Source organism: Enterobacter sp. ENT03 (assembly GCF_019218745.1).
Lineage (GTDB): Bacteria > Pseudomonadota > Gammaproteobacteria > Enterobacterales > Enterobacteriaceae > Enterobacter_D.
This window is the reverse complement of record NZ_JAHUXA010000003.1, coordinates 220,510-241,679: the sequence shown is the minus strand read 5'-3', so window position 1 is coordinate 241,679 and position 21,170 is coordinate 220,510. Positions and strand designations below refer to the sequence as shown.

The window sequence follows — 21,170 nt, the reverse complement described above, 5'->3', positions numbered from 1 at the left end:
CGACACCTTCTGGTGCTGCTGTCTCCCGGGTTTTTGTCCCGCCGTGTAACCTCGCTGAGGTCGCCAGCTCTCGGACCAGCATTCACCGAGGTGAACCGGAACCCTAGCCCGCTATTTTTTACAGAATGATGTCTGATGCGCTGCCTTCTGCTTCATACCAAGCAAGGGCTGTGCCAGTTTTGCGGTTACGCTTCGTGGGCGGTTTGCGGGGAGGATGTCGTGGCAACGGGCAAAAATAGCGACCCAAAATGGGGCAATGCCGCAAAGCGGTGCAACAGGATTATTCATCCTTTCTAATGAATGATATTTTTATGCGGCGATTTACCCTAAGAAAAATCCTCTTTTTTAGGTGATTGTGACGTGCGAAATAACGCAATATAGCCTTTACTCAATGAGATTAATTGCGTGGACATTACCCCCAGCGCGGCTGGGGATAAGAATCAACTTAATCTCATACATATGCACGATGGCGCTTTATTCAGCATTGTGTACGACGGCGTTTCAAACGCCATTGAATTGTTAAGCAGTCAATGTAAAATCACAACGATTATGCTAATCCATGTTAATTGCTTTACCGTTTTGCGCAGGCAGGTTTGCCGGTGCACCGGTTATCTCAGCGGCATGGCATATTTCACGTCGGGTTCAACTTTATAGCAGGGAAAGTTACGATGAATTTGCGAAGCTTGTTACTCCTTTTAGTGGTCAGCACCGTTGTAGGGTGTAAAGCGCCGCCGCCGAAGATCACCGACGATACCATCGTGACCAGTCAGGTAAATGGTGTAACGCTGACTCACCGTCATATTGTGGTCCCGCCTAAAGAATTTAATCCGGTTAACGATGAATATCGGGCGATGTACCCAGGCTCAATCTTAAGCAAACCTGATTTCAGCGGTAAGGTATTGGGCGAATTGAAAACCGGTGAAACCTATGTGGTATTAGGTTTTGTCGAGCAGTCGTGGCTGGCGATCAGCACCACCGACAATCCGCAACTGCTGGGCTATGTGCCCGAGCGGGCGCTGGTGGTTAGCGAACGTTACGAGCAGGCGCTGAAAAGTGACCGTCCACGTCCGAAACGGGCGGCAAAAAAATCTACCTGCGTGGCGGTGGATAACAGCAGCAAAGCCTGTCAGAAAGGCGACAGCGGTACCTGGATCATCGACTAATTCTGTTACGGGGAGCGATGCAATGTCGCTCCCTCTTTTCATAAGATAATTCTGAACTAAAATACATATCCAGGGTGATGAAGTCGCGACTTCATTTTTCACAGGCTAACAAGGATTTTTATGAAACTCTGGCTCTCCGGTCTGGCATTGCTACTGGCAACCACTACCGCGTCAGCTGGGAATTATCGCATCGTGCAATCCCCTTCTCAGAAGCTGGATGTCTGGATAGACGATATAAAGGATAACTCCCCGCAAAGCTGGTGCGCCGCTGAACTCCCGCTGCGTATTACCACGATGGGCGACAAGAACCCGTTCATTCTCAGTAACTTTATGCCACGCCTTGGCAAACTGCTGTTAAGCCAGTGCAGCACGCTGACGCAGATCAGCTGGCAACTGGTCGATCCCCAGGATCACGTGCTGGCGACCGGCACGGCCAGTAAAGAGAGCGCCTGGGCGCTGGACATCGCGCCGCAAACGCTGGAGCCGCAAGGCGCACCGGCGCAGGCCACCCTTTCCGCCCCGGCTGACCGCACGCCGTGGCTGGAATTTACCCTCCAGGACGGCTGTCACCTGCGCACCTTCTGGCGCGGCGATGCCAATGCCTCGGCACTGTTTATTCCTGCCAAAGCGCAGGATCAATGTGAGAAAGGCGGCTGGCTGAATGGCCGCAGCGAAATGGTACAAAGCGGCGTCAACGGCGATAAGCGCATGATGATGACCTTCGTGCACGGTTTCCCGGTCAGTGGATTAAGCAGTACGGTGAATGCCGATACGCTGCTTATCACCAGCGTCAATAATGAGCGCATGGTGGTCAGTAACGAGCAGGCCCCGCAAAGCTGGATGATCCTGCCCTACAGCCAGGACATTAACGGCTGGAAAAGCAACGGCACGGTCGCGGTCGAAGTCTCCCGTGAGCTGGCGCTGGACGAAGCGCGCTTACAGACGCGCCTGAATGCGGTGCGCAAGGTCTGGTCGGAATGGCTGGAGCCGGGTACGCCGCTGACGCTGCTATTAATTGATAATTTGCATCCGCAACTTCGCGATCCGGCCGCCGGCTCGTGGCGCACGCAAAAATGATCATGTCCGTCTGCAACAGAGAAGCCGCACAATGACAACCAGCGATTACACTCCCGCGATAGCCGACGCCCTGCCGCCGGGTTATCGTTTTGACGAATTTGAAATACAGGACGTTTTGCAGACCACGCCGTGCGAAATCATCTATCGCGCGTGGGATCATCAGCTGGAACGCGTCGTTATCATTCGCGAATATATGCCGCGCGCCATGGTTGTGCGCAGCGACGACATGAGCCTCGCGTTGCGCAGCCAACAGGATCAGCCGGCGTACAACACCGGCCTCACCGCCTTTATTCAGGATGCCCGTCGGCTGGCGAAGTTTAACTATCCGGAGCTGGTGCAGGTGCTGCGCTTCTGGACGGAAAACGACACCGCCTACACGGTGACGCGTTACTACAGCGGCATCACGCTGGCCGAACTGCATCAGCAACAGCCGGACGTGCTGGACGAAGAGTGGGTGCGGCGCATCCTGCCGATGCTGTGCGGCGCGCTGGCGGCGCTGCATGCGGAAGGCGTCATCCACCGGGATTTATCGCCGAAAAGCATTCAGATCCAGGACAACGGCATTCCGCTGCTGCTGACCTTTGGCGTCTCGCGTCCACAGGGTGACGAGGTGCGCGATCTTAATACCACCATGCTGCACGCCGGCTATGCGCCGCTGGAGCAGTACAGCAGCGATCTGGAAAACCAGATTGGGCCGTGGACCGACATTTACGCGCTGGGCGCCGTACTCTATACGCTGATCGCAGGCGTTGCGCCGCCCGCCAGCGTGACGCGCAGCATTCAGGACAATTGCATTCGGCTGACGGAAAACCCGCCAGCGGGCTGGTCACCGGCGCTGTTACGGGCGGTGGATCAGGCGCTGGCGCTGAAACCGGAAGCCCGTCCACAGTCAATCGAAGAGTTTGCGGCACTGGCGGAAATCACCACCCGTCGCAGCACGGAGCTCGCCAGGCTGCAAAAGACCGGCACCATGCTGGTACCGGTGGAAGACGAAAAAGCCGCGGCCAGTCCGCTATGGGCGCGCGCCAAAACCCCGTTGCAAATCGCGGCGGGCGTGCTGGTCGGGGTGATCGTCGGGGCATTATTGTTCCGCGGAGCGTCGCCGGATGTTCAGGATGCGACCCCAACGGCCACCGCCACGCCAACCGCCACACCGGTGACACCCACGCCTGCGGGCGGGCTGATTGCCAGGGTGTATATTCGCATGAGCGATGCGGATCAACTGCTGGTGAACGGCAAGTCGCAGAAAGCGGTCGCCGCCTCAAGCGGGTTTGCGTTTATTCAGCTCCCGGCGGGTAAGTATGATATTACGCTGCAAAGCGGGAGTCAGTCGCATACGCAGTCGCTGGTGATCGCCACGCCGGGTACGTGGCTGATTAATCCGCAGGGGTAGAATTAGCGCTAATGCTTTGTTTTTGTTGTGGATGCAATGGTTAAGTGCTGGTGTTGAGTGCTGGGGTAAGTTGCGCTCTTACTGGCTTCTGAGAACAACTCAGAGTTCAGGCGCACAGAGCGCGCAAGGGGCGGCCAGTCGCCGCCGCCCCCTGCACCCCCGGGCTTCCGGCAAGAAAATCGCCGCTGCGCGGTGCCTTCGGCTTATCCCTTCCGGCTTCGGGTCGGGCGCGATGCAGCGTCCCTGCAACTCGCGCCCTCAGCCCGCATCCATGCGGGCTGCCCCGGCCGTAAGTGAACGCCTCAGCGATTTTCAGCCTGACTCCCAAACTTCCAGATTCTTTTATAAACCCAACTCCCAGGTTCCTGTAAGTTCATAAAAAACTAAAGCCACTCAGTCGCAATATAAAAAACGCGGTAATGACGCGAGGGGTTGAGTCCCCGCTGAAACCGGCGAGCCGGAGGCCGGATGACGAGGGCTGGACGCCATGGATGGCGGCCAGAGGCGACATGAGGCAGGAGGCCGAATCGAGCCGACCGCGGGCAGACGGGCGGGAGGGGAGCGCAGTGCGCAGCACCGGTTTCTTTGCGGGGCCGCGGGGATTGCTAAGGGGGCCGCGGTGGCCCCCTTAGCACGTTCACCGTCAGCGGCGTCACGCCTGACACGAAACCCAAAGTGAACGGAACAATTCCACCGAACGGAACACTTCCCCCCGAACGGAACACTTCCCCCGAACGGAAAACTTCCACCAAACGGAACCTCCCCCCCTAAATAAAATTTGCCTCCCAAAGCGCAAAAAGCCAAATCCACCACGCACCCCGCCCGATATTCGTCTACTGTTTTCTCAAGGTTGATTGCAGCGGTTTCGCTGTTCACCCCCTAAGGAGAATAATTAATGACCAAACCTTTCATGCGCCGTCCCCACTCGCTGTTTTTTGCCATGCAACTCGCACTTAGTGGCGCACTGCTGACCCTTTCCGCCCCGCTGCTGGCGGATGAACTTCAGAACAAAGGCCAGCCGCAATCGCCGGATGTGCTGCTTGGCCCGCTGTTTAGCGATGTACAAACCGCCAAACTCTTCCCGGATCAAAAAACCTTTGCCGATGCGGTGCCTAAAAGCGATCCGCTGATGGTGCTGGCGGATTACCGCATGCAGCGCAACCTGTCCGGCTTCGATCTGCGTCACTTCGTGGACGTTAACTTTGAGGTGCCCGGCGAGGGCAAAAAGTATGTGCCGCCTGCCGGACAGAGCCTGCGCGAGCACATCGACGGCCTGTGGACAGTGCTGACGCGCACCACCGACACCACGGGCAAGTGGGATTCCCTGCTGCCGCTGCCAAAACCTTACGTCGTGCCAGGGGGACGCTTCCGCGAGGTCTATTACTGGGACAGCTACTTCACCATGCTGGGGCTGGCGGAGAGCAATCACTGGGATAAGGTGCAGGATATGGTGGATAATTTCGCCTATGAGCTGGACACCTGGGGCCACATTCCTAACGGTAACCGCAGCTACTACCTGAGCCGCTCACAGCCGCCGTTCTTCGCCTTTATGGTTGAGCTGTTAGCCACCCATGAAGGGGATGACGCGCTTAAGCAGTATCTGCCGCAGATGGAAAAAGAGTATCAGTACTGGATGGAAGGCGCAGACGCCCTGCAACCGGGCGATGCCAGCAAACGCGTCGTCAAATTGCAGGACGGTTCGCTGCTCAACCGCTACTGGGATGACCGCGACACCCCGCGTCCGGAATCCTGGCTTGCCGATGTCACCACCGCCAAAAATAACCCGAACCGCCCGGCAACCGAGATATATCGCGATCTGCGCGCGGCGGCGGCGTCCGGCTGGGACTTTAGTTCGCGCTGGATGGACGATCCCCAACAGCTCGGCACTATCCGTACCACCAGCATTGTGCCGGTGGATCTGAACGCGCTGATGTACAAGCTGGAGAAAATGATCGCCCGCGCCAGCCAGGCCTCCGGGGATAGCGCAAAAGCCACGAAGTTTGAAGCGCTGGCCAATGCGCGTCAAAAAGCGATGGAAGCCAACCTGTGGAATGACAAAGAGGGCTGGTACGCCGATTACGATCTGAAAACCAATAAGGTGCGTAATCAGCTGACCGCCGCCGCACTGTTCCCGCTGTACGTTAACGCGGCGGCAAAAGATCGTGCGGATAAAGTGGCGGCGGCCACCGAAGCGCGACTGATCAAGCCAGGCGGCCTGACCACCACGACGGTCAACAGCGGCCAGCAGTGGGATGCGCCGAACGGGTGGGCACCGCTGCAGTGGGTCGCCACTGCCGGTCTGAAAAATTATGACCACGAGAAGCTGGCGATGGATGTGACCTGGCGTTTCCTGAAAAACGTGCAGCATACCTATGACAGCAAGCAGAAGTTGGTGGAGAAATATGACGTCAGCAGCACCGGCACCGGCGGTGGCGGCGGTGAATACCCGTTGCAGGACGGCTTTGGCTGGAGCAACGGCGTGACGCTGATGATGCTGGATCTGGTCTGCCCGAAAGCGCAACCGTGTGACAACGTGCCAGACGCGCCGCCTGCCGCGCAAACGGCTCCGGCACAGACAAGCGCTCCTGCTCCTGCTCCTGCTCCTGCTCCTGTTCCTGCTCCTGCTCCTGCTCCTGCTCCTGCGGCAGAAAAAGTCGCGCAGTAAGTGGGTTGCCTGCTACCAAATTTGGTAGCAGGTTTTAGTCTGCGAAATCAACACATTGCCCGGCGGCGCAGGCTTGCCGGGCCTGGCGCAATCTCCTCGCTCTCCCCTCGATTAATCCCACACTGATTTTCCGTTGTATTTTCTAACGTAAACGATAATAATTCGCATTCCTTTTACATTTGTTGACACAAATTTCCCGTTTGTGGCGGCGGCCGATGCCCCGCGCGCAACGGTACTCAGGATCCCGGAATGACCACGACATTATCCCTGAAACGTTCGTCCTTGCTGTGCGCCCTTGCGCTGGCACTTCCTCATGCGGTACTCGCCGAAGATACCGTGGTGGTAACAGCCACTGCCCCGCAGTCAGCCACGGCGCCGACCGAAGGCTATACCGTGCAAACTACGCGCGGTGCGACGAAAACCGACCAGCCGCTGATCACCACCGGTCAGTCCGTGTCTGTCGTTACCCGTCAGCAGATGGAAGATCAGGGCGTGGCGACTGTGTCCCAGGCGCTGGCCTACACGCCAGGCGTCTATGCCGGTTTCGGCGGCGGTGCCACTCGCTTTGACGCCATTTCACTGCGCGGTTTCCATGGCGGCGACGTGGATAACCTGTTCCTCGACGGGATGCGTCTGATGAGTGATGGCGGCAGCCACAGCGTATTACAGATCGATCCGTGGTTTATCGAGCGGGTGGACGTGGTGAAAGGCCCGGCCTCGGCGCTGTATGGCCAGAGTGTGCCTGGCGGTCTGGTGAATCTCACCTCGAAACGCCCGCAGTTTAAACAGGAAGGACATTTCCGGGTTAGCGGCGGAACGCACAATACCAAAGGCGGCGCCTTCGATTACACCGATGCGATCAACGAGCAGCTGGCGTTCCGCATCATCGGCATGACCCGCAGCAGCGATACCCAGTACGACAACACTCGCGAAGAGCGTTACGCGATTTCCCCGTCGCTGCTGTGGCAGCCGGATTCCGATACCAGCCTGCTGTTACGCGCCTATCTGCAAAAAGATCCGACTGGCGGCTATCACGGCTCCCTGCCCCTCGACGGCACCCGTTTTGCGCATAATGGCCGCAAGCTCGCCACCAGTACCAACGAAGGCGAGAGCGATGACGGTTACCGCCGCCGGGAGCAGATTTACAGCCTGGAGTTCGATCACCAGTTCGACGATGTCTGGTCGGTACACTCCAGCGGCAGCTACACCCATGCGAACGTGTCGCTGGATCAGGTGTATCAGCTGGGCTGGATCGATGACACCAACACGCTGGCGCGCGGCTACAGCGGCAACCGTGGCTCGCTGGATGCGTGGTCTACCGATAACCGCGTGCAGGCTGATTTTAATACCGGCGATGTGACGCACACGCTGACCCTCGGCGGTGAATACCATCGCTATCGTAACGACCTGTGGACCGGTGCCGGCAGCGCATCGCCGCTGGATCCGTATACCGGTTACACCGCACAGAACGGTCACGTCGTGACGTATAACGATGACAATAACCGTCGCTACTACCAGACCGGCGTCTATTTGCAGGATGAAATGGTGTGGGATCGCTGGCATATGGATCTCTCTGGTCGCTATGATCGCATCGTCTCTGAACAGGTTAGCGACTCAAATTCCACCTCGAACCGTCGTCAGGATGACCATATCAGCGGCCGAGCCTCGCTGCTTTATGCTTTCGACAATGGCCTGTCGCCGTACATGAGCTACAGCCAGGCGATCACCCCGGCCTCCCTGCCGGGTCCAGACGGTACGCTGCTGAAACCGACAACCGCCGAGCAGTATGAAGCGGGTCTGAAATTCCAGCCGCCGGGCACGTCGGATATGTACAGCATTGCGATGTACGACCTGACGCAGAAAGATGTCGCCACACGCGACATCAATATCGCCACCGCGACCTATTTGCCCGCCGGGAAAGTGCATTCCCAGGGTGTGGAACTTGAAGCGCGTAATCAGTTAACGCCGCGCCTGAGCACCATTGCGGGTTATACCTGGAATCGCCTGAAGTATAAGGATTCGCTGGACGGCAATACCGGCAACACGCCGCAGCTGACGCCGGATCAGATGGCGTCATTCTGGGCGAACTATAAGTTTGATTACGGCCTGAGCGTCGGTGCGGGCGTGCGTTATATCGGCAAGCAGTGGGCCGATGATGCTAACTCGTCGCGTCTGCCGTCAGCGACGGTGTTTGATGCGTCGGTGCGTGCGGATCTGGGCGAGTGGTCAGCGCCGCTGAAAGGGGCGTTTGTGCAGGTGAATGCGAATAACCTGGGGGATCGCGAGTACGTGGCGGGTTGTTACGGGACGAATAACTGTTACTACGCGGCGGAGCGGAGTGTGGTGGCAACCGTGGGGTATGATTTTTAAGTTGTTTGTTTAGGTTCCGTTCGGTGGAAGGTTCCGTTCACTTTTAGATCGGCATCAGGCGTGACGCCGCTGACGGTGAACGTGACAAGGGGGACACCGCGTCCCCCTTGTCAATCCCCGCGGCCCCGCAAAGAAACCGGTGCTGCGCACTGCGCTCACCTCCCGCCCGTCTGCCCGCGGTCGGCTCGATTCGGCCTCCTGCCTCATGTCGCCTCTGGCCGCCATCCATGGCGTCCAGCCCTTGTCATCCGGCCTCCGGCTCGCCGGTTTCAGCGGGGACTCAACCCCTCGCGTGAATATCTCTGTTTTTTATAAAGCGACTGAGTGGCTTTATGTTTTTCTGAACTTACAGGGAGCTGTGAGGGGTGTTTTTTTAGAAATCTGGAAGTGTGTGGGGTCGGCTGAAAATCGCTGAGGCGTTCACTTACGGCCGGGGCAGCCCGCATGGATGCGGGCTGAGGGCGCGAGTTGCAGGGACGCTGCATCGCGCCCGACCCGAAGCCGGAAGGGATAAGCCGAAGGCCACCGCGTAGCGGCGATTTTCTTGCCGGAAGCCCGGGGGTGCAGGGGGCGGCGGCGACTGGCCGACCCCTGCGCGCTCTGTGCGCCTGAACTCTGTGTTGTTCTCAGAAGTCAGTAAGAGCGCAACAGACCACTATACAAAACATACAAGAATTGAACTTATCCCCGACGCAGCAGGCGGAACAACGCCAGCACCACAATCGCACCGACAACCGCTACCAGGAAGCTGTGCAGATTAAAGCCCGTCACATCCCCACCGATACCGAACATCGTTGCCAGCCAGCCGCCGACCACGGCACCTACCACACCCAGAATACAGGTCAGAATAAAACCACCGCCATCACGCCCAGGCATGATAAATTTAGCGATAACACCGGCAATAAGACCAAAAATGATCCACGCAATAATGCCCATTTTGCAATGTCCTCTTTTTGTTGTGACTCGATACCGCAAGAATGATTTCCTGCCCACGACGCTAAGTATAGGCAAACACAGCAAAAGGGTTAGTTGTCACAGACTTAATTCAGTTTAATCGCAAAAAATATTTCTTCGTTTGTATTAAGTTTCCCGTCGCCATGCCGATATATCCCCGACAGGCGATACGCTACCAAGGAGCCATCCGGCGTGAGTAATTACAGTGAGCAGTTTCTGAAGCAGACCCCGCTGGCCGTGCTGGGGGTATTGCGCGATCTGCAAAAAGGCCAGGTGCCGTTGCGCATCTCATGGTCCAGTGGTCAGTTTATCAGCAAGATCCTCGACGTCTCGCCGGAAGGTCTGGTGATGGATTTCGGTAGCCAGGAATACGATAACAAAGCCGTTCAGCGCGCCGAGAATATCGCCGTTACCGCAGAAACCCGTGGCGCAAAAGTCGAATTTACACTGCCCAAACTTTTTAGCGGCGAATATCAGGCGCTGCCTGCGTTTATTACGCCGCTGCCCGCCGAACTGTGGTTTATCCAGCGTCGGGAGTATTTCCGCATCTCCGCCCCGCTCTATCCGGCCTATTACTGCAAAGCCAGAATGCCGGATAAATCCCTACTGCGTTTTCGTCTGTTCGATTTATCGCTCGGCGGCATGGGGGCGTTGCTGGAAGGCAGTGCGCCGGAGGCGCTGAAAGAAGGGCTGCGCTTTACGCAAATTGAGCTGGATATGGCGGGCTGGGGGCAGTTCTATTTTGATGCCCAGTTGCTGTCGATCAGCGAGCGCACGGTGGTGGATGGTAAAAACGAAACGGTGTCCACCCCGCGCCTGAGCTTCCGCTTTCTGAACGTCAACCCGGCGGTTGAGCGCGAGCTCCAGCGCATCATCTTCTCGCTGGAGCGCGAAGCGCATCAACGCGCCAACAACGTCCGCTAAGGGTTACATGGCATCCATCGCCTGCTGCACTTTCCAGATGTAGCGGGGGGCCTGAGGTGCCGGGTGATTGTCGGCGACATGGTCGACAAACTCATCCGGGCTCAGCGAGTTGATCTCTTTGATGGCTTTTTTGCGATCCGATGAGAAGGTGCGCAGCAGCGCGCCCGCGCCGTTCACATAGGACACCACCAGCGCATACTGCATCACTTCCGGATCTTCAATCCCTGCCAGCACGCCATGTTCCAGAATGCTCAGATAGGCCGTCCCCATCGAAATATTACGCTCCGGGTTTTTCAGCTCGCTGGTGGAGGGTTGCCCTTTCCAGCCCATATGCCGGTACACTTCCCGTCCGGCGGTAGAAGCTTTCAGCTGCATCAGGCCGACCGCATTGGATTTGCTGACCAGGGTCGGATTACCGCCGGATTCCACCGCGATGATCGCAGTAATAAGTCGCGGGCTGACGCCCCACGCTGCCCCTGCTTTCTCGCTAATCGGCATCCACTGCATGGCGCGTTTAACCGGCACTTCCGGGTTCCATGGTGGATTTTTATAGTCCTGTTTTGAACTGCATCCCGCCAGTAACACAATCAAAAAAGCAAACCATCTTAATTTCACGCCAACGATCCTTTTACCGGTATGTAATTTACAGTCGCCCGCCAGCCAGCAGATGCCGCTTGAAGTATGGCGGGCGTAAGCGGCATGATAAACGTTTCACTTTATATGTCAGCAAGGATTTGCCATGTCTGTGTTTCATTTAATTGCGCCTTCGGGTTACTGCATTAATCAGGCGGCGGCCGCCCGTGGTGTTGCGCGGCTGGAGGCTGCCGGTCATGAGGTGCATAACCGCGAGGTGATCGCCCGCCGCTGGCAGCGCTTCGCCGGCAGCGATGACGAACGGCTGGCGGATCTCAACGGACTCACCACGCTGGCCGGTAAAAACGTGATTGTCATGCCGGTGCGCGGCGGTTACGGCGCCAGCCGTTTGCTGACCTCGGTGGACTGGGCGGGACTGGCGCGGCGTCAGCAGCAGGATCCGCTGCTGATCTGCGGGCACAGCGATTTCACCGCCTTTCAGCTGGGGTTGCTTAAGCACGGCGTGGGGAGCTTCAGCGGGCCGATGCTGGCGGGCAACGTCGGTGCCGAAACGGCGGATGCTTTTACCGAACGGCACTTCTGGCTGGCCTTGCGCAATGCGACGTTCACGGTGGAGTGGCACGGTGACGGGCAGCCTTGCCACACGCAGGGCACGCTGTGGGGCGGGAATCTGGCGATGCTGGTATCGCTTATCGGCACGCCGTGGATGCCGGACATCGACAATGGCATTCTGGTGCTCGAAGACATCAACGAACACCCGTTCCGCGTCGAACGCATGCTGTTGCAGCTTCACCACGCCGGGATTTTGTCCCGCCAGCGGGCGGTGATCCTCGGCAGTTTCAGCGGCAGCGCGCCCAACGATTACGATGCGGGCTACAGCCTGGCGGCGATGATCGACTTTATGCGCTCGCAGCTCGCCATCCCGTTAATCGCCGGTCTGGCCTTCGGCCATGAGCCGCAAACGGTTACTCTGCCGCTCGGCGCACAGGCGACCCTTGACCACGATGGCGTGCACACCCGGCTTACCCTGACAGGGCATTCTGTGCTGCATGAGTAAAAAATGTATTCATCGCCCTTATCAAATCTGATGTCCTGCCGTTAATATAAAGAAGCGTATTGAGATGCACGGTCGCCGATCGTGCATGTTGTCTGGCAGTAACGGCGTTTTGAGGAGTAATTCGACATTGGAAGCAGAGGCGATAATCGGTCTTTTTATTCTGGGTTCTGTACTGGTAACCTGTAGCATCTTATTAAGTTCTTTCTCCTCTCGTCTCGGTATTCCCATCCTGGTGATTTTCCTGGCCATCGGCATGCTCGCCGGGGTGGATGGTGTTGGCGGTATCCCCTTTGATAACTACCCCTTTGCCTACATGGTGAGTAACCTGGCGCTGGCGGTGATCCTGCTGGATGGCGGGATGCGCACCCAGGCAAGCTCCTTCCGGGTGGCGCTGGGGCCTGCCCTGTCGCTGGCGACGGTTGGCGTGTTGATCACCTCAGGTCTGACCGGGATGATGGCCGCCTGGTTGTTTCATCTGGACATCATGGAAGGCCTGCTGGTCGGCGCGATTGTCGGATCCACGGATGCCGCAGCAGTGTTCTCCCTGCTTGGCGGTAAAGGGCTTAATGAGCGTGTTGGCTCGACGCTGGAGATTGAATCCGGCAGCAACGATCCGATGGCGGTGTTTTTAACCATCACCTTAATTGAGATGATCCAGCAGCATGAAAGCGGCCTGAGCTGGATGTTTGCGGTGCATATTATTCAGCAGTTTGGACTGGGCATTGTGCTGGGTCTGGCCGGGGGGTATCTGTTACAGCAGATGATCAACCGCATCGCCCTCCCCGCCGGGCTGTATCCGTTGCTGGCGCTCAGCGGCGGCATCATGGTTTTCGCGATTACCACTGCGCTGGAAGGCAGCGGTATTCTTGCGGTCTATCTGTGTGGCTTTGTGCTGGGCAACCGCCCGCTGCGCAACCGCTACAGCATTCAGCAAAACTTTGATGGTCTGGCGTGGCTGGCGCAAATTGCCATGTTCCTTGTGCTCGGCCTGCTGGTGACACCGTCCGATCTGCTGGCCATTGCTATTCCGGCGCTGATCCTCTCGGCCTGGATGATCTTCTTCGCCCGCCCGCTGTCGGTATTTGCCGGGTTGTTGCCGTTCCGTGGCTTTAACCTGCGCGAAAGGATCTTTATCAGCTGGGTCGGCCTGCGCGGCGCAGTACCGATTATTCTGGCGGTCTTCCCGATGATGGCCGGGCTGGAAAATGCGCGACTGTTCTTTAATATCGCCTTCTTCGTGGTGCTGATTTCGCTGCTGTTCCAGGGCTCTTCCCTCGGCTGGGCGGCGAAAAAAGCCAAAGTGGTGGTGCCGCCAGTGGGCTGGCCGGAGTCCCGCGTCGGACTGGACATTCACCCGGAAAACCCGTGGGAGCAGTTTATCTATCAGCTTAGCGACGATAAATGGTGCGTCGGCGCGGCGCTGCGGGATTTGCATATGCCTGCCGAAACGCGCATTGCGGCGCTGTTCCGCGATAACGCCCTCTTACATCCTACCGGCAGCACCCGGTTGCGCGAGGGGGATGTGCTGTGCGTGATTGGCCGTGAAAAAGACCTGCCCGCACTTGGCAAGCTGTTCAGCCATTCACCGCCGGTGGCGCTGGATCAGCGCTTCTTCGGCGACTTTATCCTCGAAGCCAACGCGAAATTTGCGGATGTGGCGCTGATTTACGGCATTGATGTCGGCGCGGATTACCGCGACAAGCAGCAGACGCTGGGGGAAATTATTCAGAAACTGCTGGGGGCCGCGCCGGTGGTCGGGGATCAGGTAGAGTTCGCCGGGATGATCTGGACGGTAGCGGAGAAAGAAGATAACGCGGTGCGCAAGGTCGGGGTTCGTCCAATGGAAGACGAGGCGGCCTGACCGCCCCGTTTAATGTTACACTGTCACAACAGGTACGCGCGGGGCTAAGGCGCACATCAGTTCATAGCCCACCGTGCCTGCGGCGCTCGCCACATCATCGATTTTGATCTCCTGCCCCCATAGCTCTACCGGCGTGCCGATCCCGGCCTGCGGGCATGGGGTCAGATCTACCGTCAGCATATCCATAGAAACTGCGCCGATGGTGCGGGTACGCACGCCGTCCACCAGCACCGGCGTACCGTCCGGGGCCACACGCGGATACCCGTCGGCGTAACCGCAGGCGACAATGCCGATGCGTTGCTCCCCTCGCGCCCGGTAGCGCAGTCCATAGCCCACGCTGTCACCTGCTTTTAACGTCTGAACGCCAATGATCTGGCTGCTGAGCGTCATGACCGGTTTCAGGCCGCTGGTCGCCACATCCTGCCACTGGCCGGACGGCGAGGCGCCATAAAGAATAATGCCCGGCCTGACCCAGTCGAAATGCGCCGCCGGATGCCAGAGCGTGGCCGCCGAATTAGACAATGAACGCGCACAGTCCAGCCCCTCGGCGGCCTGTTCGATTTTCACCATCGCCTCGTCGATACCGTCGGGACGCTCGGCGACAGCAAAGTGTGACATCAGCGTCATGCTGCCAACATTGCTCATCGCCCGCAGTTGTTGCCACACCGAGTGCACCCGCTCCGGCTGGAAACCGAGACGGTTCATGCCGCTGTTCACCTTGAGGTAAACATCGAGCGGCGCCTGTAATCGGGCGTTTTGCAGCGCTTTCAGTTGCCAGTTGCTGTGTACGCTGGTGGTCAGGCGATACTGATCGAACAGCGCCAGTTCATCGGCATGAAAAAAACCTTCCAGCATCAGGATCGGCCCTTTCCACCCCCGCTCGCGTAACAGGATCGCCTCTTCCAGATTGAGCATCGCAAAGCCATCGCTGCTGCTGAGCGCATTCCATACCCGCTCGATACCGTGTCCGTAGGCGTTGGCTTTCACCACCGACCAGACGCGGGACACAGGCGCGGCCCGCCGGACAATCTGCAGGTTATGACGCAGCGCCTGCGTGTCGATGGTGGCCTGTACAGGACGAGACATGACTGCTCCTTTTAGTTTTGTACACCGTGCAGTTGCTGCGGTCGGGCCGGGGTGAAACCGGGCTGGTAGCGTGCCACGCTCAGATCCTCAAACGGGATCGCCGGTGTACGACCCGACAGCAAATCGCTCAGCAACTGGCCGGATCCGCAGGCCATGGTCCAGCCCAGCGTGCCGTGACCGGTGTTGAGCCACAGATTTTTGAACGGCGTGCGCCCTACCAGCGGCGTGCCATCCGGCGTCATTGGCCGCAGCCCGGTCCAGAAGGTCGCCTGTTCCACATGGCCGCCACGCGGGAAGAGATCGCGTACCACCATCTCCAGAGTTTCACGACGCGGCTGCAACAGTTCGGTATTAAAACCGACGATTTCTGCCATCCCGCCGACGCGAATGCGCTGGTCAAAACGGGTGATGGCGATTTTGTAGCTCTCATCCAGTATGGTCGAAACCGGCGCGCCGTCATCTTCCGCAACCGGAATGGTCAGCGAATACCCCTTAAGGGGGTAGACCGGAATATCGACAATGTTCTTTAGCATTCGGGTGGAGTAAGAGCCAAATGCCATTACATAGGCATCGGCTTTGATGACCTCGTCGCCGCACTTCACGCCGTAGATTTTTTCACCTTCATGCAGCAGTTGCTCAACGGGCGTGTTGTAGCGGAATACCACGCCCGCCGCCTCTGCCATCGCCGCCAGCCGCTGGGTAAACAGCTGGCAGTCGCCGGTTTCATCGTTGGGCAGGCGCAGGCCGCCGGTCAGCTTATGGGACACTTCGGCCAGCGCCGGTTCCACCTCCGCCAGACGGGACGCTTCCAGTAACTGATAGGGTACGCCCGCCTCCTTGAGCACCGCGATGTCGCGGGTGGCGTTGTCATACTGCTGCGCGGTGCGGAACAGTTGCAGCGTGCCGCCCTGCCGTCCTTCGTACTGGATGCCGGTGGTGTCACGCAGGGTTTTCAGGCAGTCGCGGCTGTACTCGGCAAGACGCACCATGCGGCCTTTGTTTTCCATATAGTGACGGGTATCGCAGTTGCGCAGCATCTGCCACATCCATTTCAACTGTGACGAAGAGCCATCCAGACTGATAGCCAGCGGCGCGTGGCGTTCAAACATCCACTTGATCGCCTTTAGCGGCACGCCAGGCGCGGCCCAGGGCGCCGCATAACCGGGTGAGATCTGTCCGGCATTGGCGGCGCTGGTTTGCAGCGCCGGACCCGGTTCCCGCTCGATCACCGTGACTTCATGCCCGGCCTGATTCAGATACCAGGCGCTGGTGACACCCACCACGCCACTTCCCAGTACGACAATGCGCATAACCACTCCCTATGAGAAAGAACAATGTTCTGATTACAAATTGATAACCCAGATGAAAATGTTATTCAACATATGGCTTTTTTATGGTGACTCACCTCACATCTTAGCCCGCGCCGCCTGTGACGGCGGTTTTAGGATCTCCTGCTGAGCCACCTTTTTAGTCAGTATTTTATTCTGCGAACAGGGGCTTTTACCCCATTCCGGCAAGGCGAAATGGTGAAGAAAAAAATTTACCGGGCAGACCCTTTGTGACACCTTGATCTATGCTTGAAATGAGGCTCTCCATACAGAGAGATCCGCCAACAATGAGGGCGCGCTAATGGCTATGATTGATTCCATGAATAAGGATACGACACGTCTCTGCGATGGACCTGACTGGACGTTTGAGCTGCTCGATACCTATCTTGCCGAAATTGACCGCGTGGCAAAACTCTACCGCCTGGATACTTATCCGCATCAGATCGAGGTGATCACCTCGGAGCAGATGATGGACGCCTACTCCAGCGTCGGGATGCCGATCAACTATCCCCACTGGTCTTTTGGTAAAAAGTTTATCGAGACAGAACGACTCTACAAGCACGGCCAGCAGGGGCTGGCGTATGAAATCGTCATTAATTCAAGCCCCTGTATTGCTTATCTGATGGAAGAAAACACCATTACCATGCAGGCGCTGGTGATGGCGCATGCCTGCTACGGGCATAACTCCTTCTTTAAAAATAATTACCTGTTCCGCAGCTGGACCGATGCCAGCTCGATTGTCGATTACCTGATCTTCGCACGGAAATACATTACCGACTGCGAGGAACGCTATGGGGTGGATGAGGTAGAGAAGCTGCTCGACTCCTGCCATGCCCTGATGAACTACGGCGTTGACCGCTATAAACGTCCGCAGAAAATTTCGTTGCAGGAAGAGAAAGCGCGGCAAAAAAGCCGTGAGGAGTATCTGCAAAGCCAGGTGAATACCTTGTGGCGCACCCTGCCTAAACGAGAAGAGGTCGAAGCGGTGGCGCAAGCGCGTCGTTATCCTTCTGAACCGCAGGAAAACCTGCTCTACTTTATGGAAAAAAATGCGCCACTGCTGGAATCCTGGCAGCGGGAGATTTTGCGCATTGTGCGTAAGGTGAGCCAGTATTTTTATCCGCAAAAACAGACGCAGGTGATGAACGAAGGCTGGGCGACCTTCTGGCATTACACCATTCTCAATCACCTGTATGACGAAGGAAAAGTGACTGAGCGCTTTATGCTGGAGTTTCTGCACAGTCATACCAACGTGGTGTTCCAGCCGCCCTATAACAGCCCGTGGTATAGCGGCATTAACCCGTATGCGCTGGGCTTTGCCATGTTCCAGGACATTAAGCGTATTTGCCAGTCGCCCACTGAAGAAGATCGCTACTGGTTCCCGGACATCGCTGGCTCCGACTGGCTGGAAACGCTGCACTTTGCGATGCGTGATTTTAAAGACGAGAGCTTTATCAGCCAGTTTCTGTCGCCTAAGGTAATGCGCGATTTCCGCCTGTTCAGCGTGCTGGATGACGATCGCAATAATTATCTGGAGATTGCCGCTATCCATAACGAGGATGGCTACCGGGAGATCCGCTCGAAACTGTCAGCCCAGTACAATCTGAGCAATCTGGAGCCGAATATTCAGGTATGGAATGTGGATCTGCGCGGGGATCGCTCGCTGACGCTGCGTTATATTCCGCATAATCGCGCGCCGCTGGATAAGGGCCGCCGGGAAGTGTTAAAGCATGTGCATCGTCTATGGGGATTTGATGTCGCGCTGGAGCAGCAAAATGAGGATGGTAGCGTGGAGCTGTTAGACCGCTGCCCGCCGCGTCCGAACAGCCTGTAAAACAAAACCCCTCTCGGATGAGAGGGGTTTTTCTTCGTCTTAACGTCCGTGCATTGAGATGCCGCCAGGCAGCGTTTTTTGCATGCGGTGCCAGATCTCGCCGCTCTCGCGTCCATAGCGACGAACCGTGTCATACACCTGATCCAGTTCACCCTGCTCGCACACCTGCGCCAGCTTGTGATAAAAGCCGAGCGCCAGGCTGCGGGCTTCCGGATTGGCAAAGTAGTGACGGCCAATGCGCGTGTACAGGCCTTTCATGCCGTTGATGATCAAGCCGTAAATCGGGTTGCCTGAGGCAAACGCCAGCCCGCGAAAAATGTTGTAATCCAGCTCGGCAAACGCATCGGCGTGATCTTCAATGGCATTCGCCGTGGCAAGCACCTTCATCGCATCTTCAGGATGTTGACGGAAAGCCGTGCGGATAAAAATAGTCGCGATGTTGGTACGGACGGAAAGCAGGTTGTCGATCAGCTGAGGAACGCTTTCATGATCGAGGCGTGCCAGCGTTTCAAGGATATTCAGCCCCGATGTTTCCCAAAAATTGTTCACTTTGGTGGGTTTACCATGCTGAATGGTCAGCCAGCCATCACGGGCGAGACGCTGTAACACTTCACGCAGGGTGGTTCGAGTGACACCAATCAGTTCAGAAAGCTCACGCTCGGCAGGCAGAATGGTCCCTGGGGCGAAGCGGTTATTCCAGATACTTTCGATGATATATTCTTCAGCGAAACCCGCCGGGCTTTGCGCCTTAATGACCATAGTGAGATTTCCATTACGCAACGAAACAAAGGCACTCATCATACCAGAGCGATACAGGCGCAGATAGCGCCAGGGGTGAAGAAAAAGGGATCAGGACTTCATTTTTAGGATTTTATCAGGGGCGGTTTTCTGGTGATTAAATCCAGCAAACAGACTTAAAGGATGCACTTATCCTGGCGCGACCTGGCGGTGTTTTGCGGCAACCCGTTCCCGCAGTTATTTTTTTATTGGACGGGTGGCGTAGGGAGTGAATTCGTTTACACTGCGGTGTCCACGTTAGTCTCAGGGAAATGATTATGTTGCGATTTTTAAACAAGTGCTCTCACGGACGCGGTGCCTGGCTGTTAATGGCACTGACCGCGCTGGCGCTTGAAATGGTGGCGTTGTGGTTCCAGCATGTGATGCTGCTCAAACCTTGCGTCCTGTGTATTTATGAACGAAGCGCGCTGTTTGGCGTGATGGGCGCAGGGCTTGTGGGAGCCATCGCACCTAAAACGCCGCTGCGCTTTGTGGCTATGGGGATCTGGTTGTACAGCGCCTGGCGGGGGATCCAGCTGGCCTGGGAACACACTAACATCATGCTGCACCCGAATCCGTTTGCGACCTGTGATTTTGCCGCCCGCTTCCCGACCTGGCTGCCGCTCGATAAGTGGCTGCCGCAGGTGTTTGTGGCGTCCGGCGACTGCGCAGAGCGTCAGTGGTCGTTCCTGTCACTGGAAATGCCGCAATGGTTGCTCGGTATCTTTATCGCGTACTTTGCGGTTGCCGTGCTGGTCGTCATTGCACAGGCGTTCAAACCAAAGAAACGCGATCTGTTCGGGCGCTAGTCTTTACGCAGAACGTGACAGAAATCCGGAAATGCCTGGCGTTTCCGGATTTTTTTTGTTTTTAGTCCGCCCACTCGGGTTTATTCAAAATATGGTCCTGCCAGTCGTTTACCTCTGACTCTTTAACCGCAATGTGACGCACGGAAATACGTTCGGCATGCATGGCAGCTTTGGAGCCGGTACGCAGCGGGTGCCATACTGGCAGACTTTTTCCTTCCGCCAGCAGACGGTAGGCGCAGCTCGGCGGCAGCCATTCGAACGTCGGCAGGTTATCACGGGTCAGTTTGATGCAATCGGGTTCGTACTCAAAGCGGCGCTCATAATTACGACACTGGCAGGTTTTGATGTTCAGCTGACGGCAGGCGACGTTGGTGAAATAGATTTCATCCGTGTCTTCGTCCATCAGTTTGTGCAGGCAGCACTGCCCGCAGCCATCACACAGCGATTCCCACTCGGCGTCGGTCATCTGCTCAAGTGTTTTGCTTTGCCAGAAAGGAATGTCAGTCATAAGCGGATCCGCCAGTAGAAAATCAAGCTGCACCTTATAACCAGTCTGGCACGTCGATGCAAGCTTTGCCGCCCTTATGGACGGCATTTCGCACTCAGAGTATGCGGGTATTGATGGTTAGCCCGTTGAGGCTGACTTCCAGCGCATCACCACTGTGCAGCGGGCCAACGCCTTCCGGCGTACCGGTGAGGATAATATCGCCGGCGCGTAAGGTGAAAAAACGGCTCATGTAGGCAATCAGCGGCACGATCTTGTGGATCATATCGGCTGTGGTGCCCTGCTGGCGTACTTCACCATTGACCTTCAGGCTGAGCGGCGTGTTCTGCGGATCGCCCTGGAATTCGGATACCGGGATAAAACCGGAGATCGGACAAGAATTATCAAAGCCTTTCGCTTTCTCCCACGGCTGCCCCGCTTTCTTCATTTGCCCCTGAATATCGCGCAACGTCAGATCCAGCGCCACGCCGTAGCCAGCAATCGCCTGCGCAACGTGCTCTTCGCTCGCCTGACGCAGGGTGGCACCAATCAGCACGGCCAGTTCGACTTCATGATGCACCGAACCCAGGCCTTGTGGCAGGGCCAGCGGCTGATGCAGATCGCACAGTGCGGTTTCCGGCTTAATAAACAGCACCGGCTCCGTCGGCGTGGCGCTGCCCATTTCCTGGATATGCTTTGCGTAGTTACTGCCGACGCAGACAACCTTACTGACCGGCATTTCCAGCAGTGCGCCCTGCCAGTGGTGATGTTGATACATGAATCCCCCTGATTGA

General features: G+C 57.1%; 17 protein-coding genes and 1 riboswitch. Of the genes, 10 read left to right on the top strand and 7 right to left on the bottom strand.

Annotation, left to right across the window (positions count from 1 at the left end; genetic code table 11):
- Positions 1-20 precede the first annotated feature (20 nt).
- A riboswitch (guanidine-I (ykkC/yxkD leader) is annotated at positions 21-118 on the bottom strand.
- A 550-nt stretch (positions 119-668) separates the two neighbouring features.
- The 5 genes from KW828_RS07875 to KW828_RS07855 all read left to right on the top strand — a co-directional run bounded on the left by KW828_RS07875 (position 669) and on the right by KW828_RS07855 (position 8,668).
- Entirely contained in the window at positions 669-1,163 is a 495-nt protein-coding gene (locus KW828_RS07875; RefSeq protein ID WP_218335859.1) for an SH3 domain-containing protein, read from the top strand.
- Between the two features lie 120 nt (positions 1,164-1,283).
- A complete protein-coding gene (locus tag KW828_RS07870; protein ID WP_218335858.1) occupies positions 1,284-2,240 on the top strand; it encodes a hypothetical protein in 957 nt (318 codons plus the stop codon).
- Between the two features lie 31 nt (positions 2,241-2,271).
- The gene (locus tag KW828_RS07865) at positions 2,272-3,633 is read left to right on the top strand and encodes a serine/threonine-protein kinase (protein WP_218335857.1); all 1,362 of its coding nucleotides are present in this window, start codon (positions 2,272-2,274) and stop codon (positions 3,631-3,633) included.
- An 895-nt stretch (positions 3,634-4,528) separates the two neighbouring features.
- Positions 4,529-6,298, top strand: coding sequence for an alpha,alpha-trehalase (locus tag KW828_RS07860; protein WP_218335856.1), 1,770 nt, complete (start codon positions 4,529-4,531; stop codon positions 6,296-6,298).
- A 249-nt stretch (positions 6,299-6,547) separates the two neighbouring features.
- On the top strand, positions 6,548-8,668 hold the full coding sequence (locus KW828_RS07855) for a TonB-dependent siderophore receptor (RefSeq protein WP_218335855.1): 2,121 nt from the start codon (positions 6,548-6,550) through the stop codon (positions 8,666-8,668).
- Between the two features lie 681 nt (positions 8,669-9,349).
- Here KW828_RS07855 and KW828_RS07850 read toward each other — a convergent pair.
- The gene (locus KW828_RS07850) at positions 9,350-9,604 is read right to left on the bottom strand and encodes a GlsB/YeaQ/YmgE family stress response membrane protein (RefSeq protein ID WP_088218718.1); all 255 of its coding nucleotides are present in this window, start codon (positions 9,602-9,604) and stop codon (positions 9,350-9,352) included.
- A 210-nt stretch (positions 9,605-9,814) separates the two neighbouring features.
- Here KW828_RS07850 and KW828_RS07845 point away from each other — a divergent pair, with 210 nt between their 5' ends.
- Positions 9,815-10,546, top strand: a complete 732-nt coding sequence (locus tag KW828_RS07845) for a flagellar brake protein (RefSeq protein WP_218335854.1) — start codon at positions 9,815-9,817, stop codon at positions 10,544-10,546.
- A gap of 3 nt (positions 10,547-10,549) precedes the next feature.
- Here the strand turns inward: KW828_RS07845 and emtA are convergent, their stop codons facing one another.
- Positions 10,550-11,161: a membrane-bound lytic murein transglycosylase EmtA gene (emtA, locus tag KW828_RS07840; protein ID WP_129362734.1), complete on the bottom strand. Its 612-nt coding sequence runs from the start codon at positions 11,159-11,161 to the stop codon at positions 10,550-10,552.
- 124 nt (positions 11,162-11,285) lie between these two features.
- Between emtA and ldcA the strand changes: the two genes are divergently transcribed.
- Positions 11,286-12,197, top strand: a complete 912-nt coding sequence (gene ldcA / locus KW828_RS07835) for a muramoyltetrapeptide carboxypeptidase (RefSeq protein ID WP_218335853.1) — start codon at positions 11,286-11,288, stop codon at positions 12,195-12,197.
- A gap of 127 nt (positions 12,198-12,324) precedes the next feature.
- On the top strand, positions 12,325-14,058 hold the full coding sequence (locus tag KW828_RS07830) for a potassium/proton antiporter (protein ID WP_218335852.1): 1,734 nt from the start codon (positions 12,325-12,327) through the stop codon (positions 14,056-14,058).
- Between the two features lie 15 nt (positions 14,059-14,073).
- On the opposite strand, the gene dadX is transcribed toward KW828_RS07830, so the two are convergent.
- Entirely contained in the window at positions 14,074-15,144 is a 1,071-nt protein-coding gene (dadX, locus tag KW828_RS07825; protein WP_218335851.1) for a catabolic alanine racemase DadX, read from the bottom strand.
- An 11-nt stretch (positions 15,145-15,155) separates the two neighbouring features.
- The gene (locus KW828_RS07820) at positions 15,156-16,454 is read right to left on the bottom strand and encodes a D-amino acid dehydrogenase (protein ID WP_218335850.1); all 1,299 of its coding nucleotides are present in this window, start codon (positions 16,452-16,454) and stop codon (positions 15,156-15,158) included.
- 319 nt (positions 16,455-16,773) lie between these two features.
- Between KW828_RS07820 and KW828_RS07815 the strand changes: the two genes are divergently transcribed.
- A complete protein-coding gene (locus KW828_RS07815) occupies positions 16,774-18,306 on the top strand; it encodes a SpoVR family protein (RefSeq protein WP_218335849.1) in 1,533 nt (510 codons plus the stop codon).
- Between the two features lie 39 nt (positions 18,307-18,345).
- On the opposite strand, the gene fadR is transcribed toward KW828_RS07815, so the two are convergent.
- Complete coding sequence (gene fadR, locus KW828_RS07810; RefSeq protein WP_218335848.1) at positions 18,346-19,065, bottom strand: fatty acid metabolism transcriptional regulator FadR; 720 nt, start codon at positions 19,063-19,065, stop codon at positions 18,346-18,348.
- A gap of 296 nt (positions 19,066-19,361) precedes the next feature.
- Here fadR and dsbB point away from each other — a divergent pair, with 296 nt between their 5' ends.
- Positions 19,362-19,892 carry a disulfide bond formation protein DsbB gene (gene dsbB / locus KW828_RS07805; RefSeq protein WP_218335847.1) on the top strand — a complete coding sequence of 177 codons (531 nt, stop codon included), beginning with the start codon at positions 19,362-19,364 and terminating at the stop codon, positions 19,890-19,892.
- 61 nt (positions 19,893-19,953) lie between these two features.
- On the opposite strand, the gene KW828_RS07800 is transcribed toward dsbB, so the two are convergent.
- Positions 19,954-20,400 (bottom strand): YcgN family cysteine cluster protein, encoded by a 447-nt coding sequence (locus tag KW828_RS07800; RefSeq protein WP_218335846.1) that lies wholly within the window; start codon positions 20,398-20,400, stop codon positions 19,954-19,956.
- A 94-nt stretch (positions 20,401-20,494) separates the two neighbouring features.
- Entirely contained in the window at positions 20,495-21,154 is a 660-nt protein-coding gene (locus KW828_RS07795) for a fumarylacetoacetate hydrolase family protein (RefSeq protein WP_218335845.1), read from the bottom strand.
- Between the last annotated feature and the right edge of the window lie 16 nt (positions 21,155-21,170).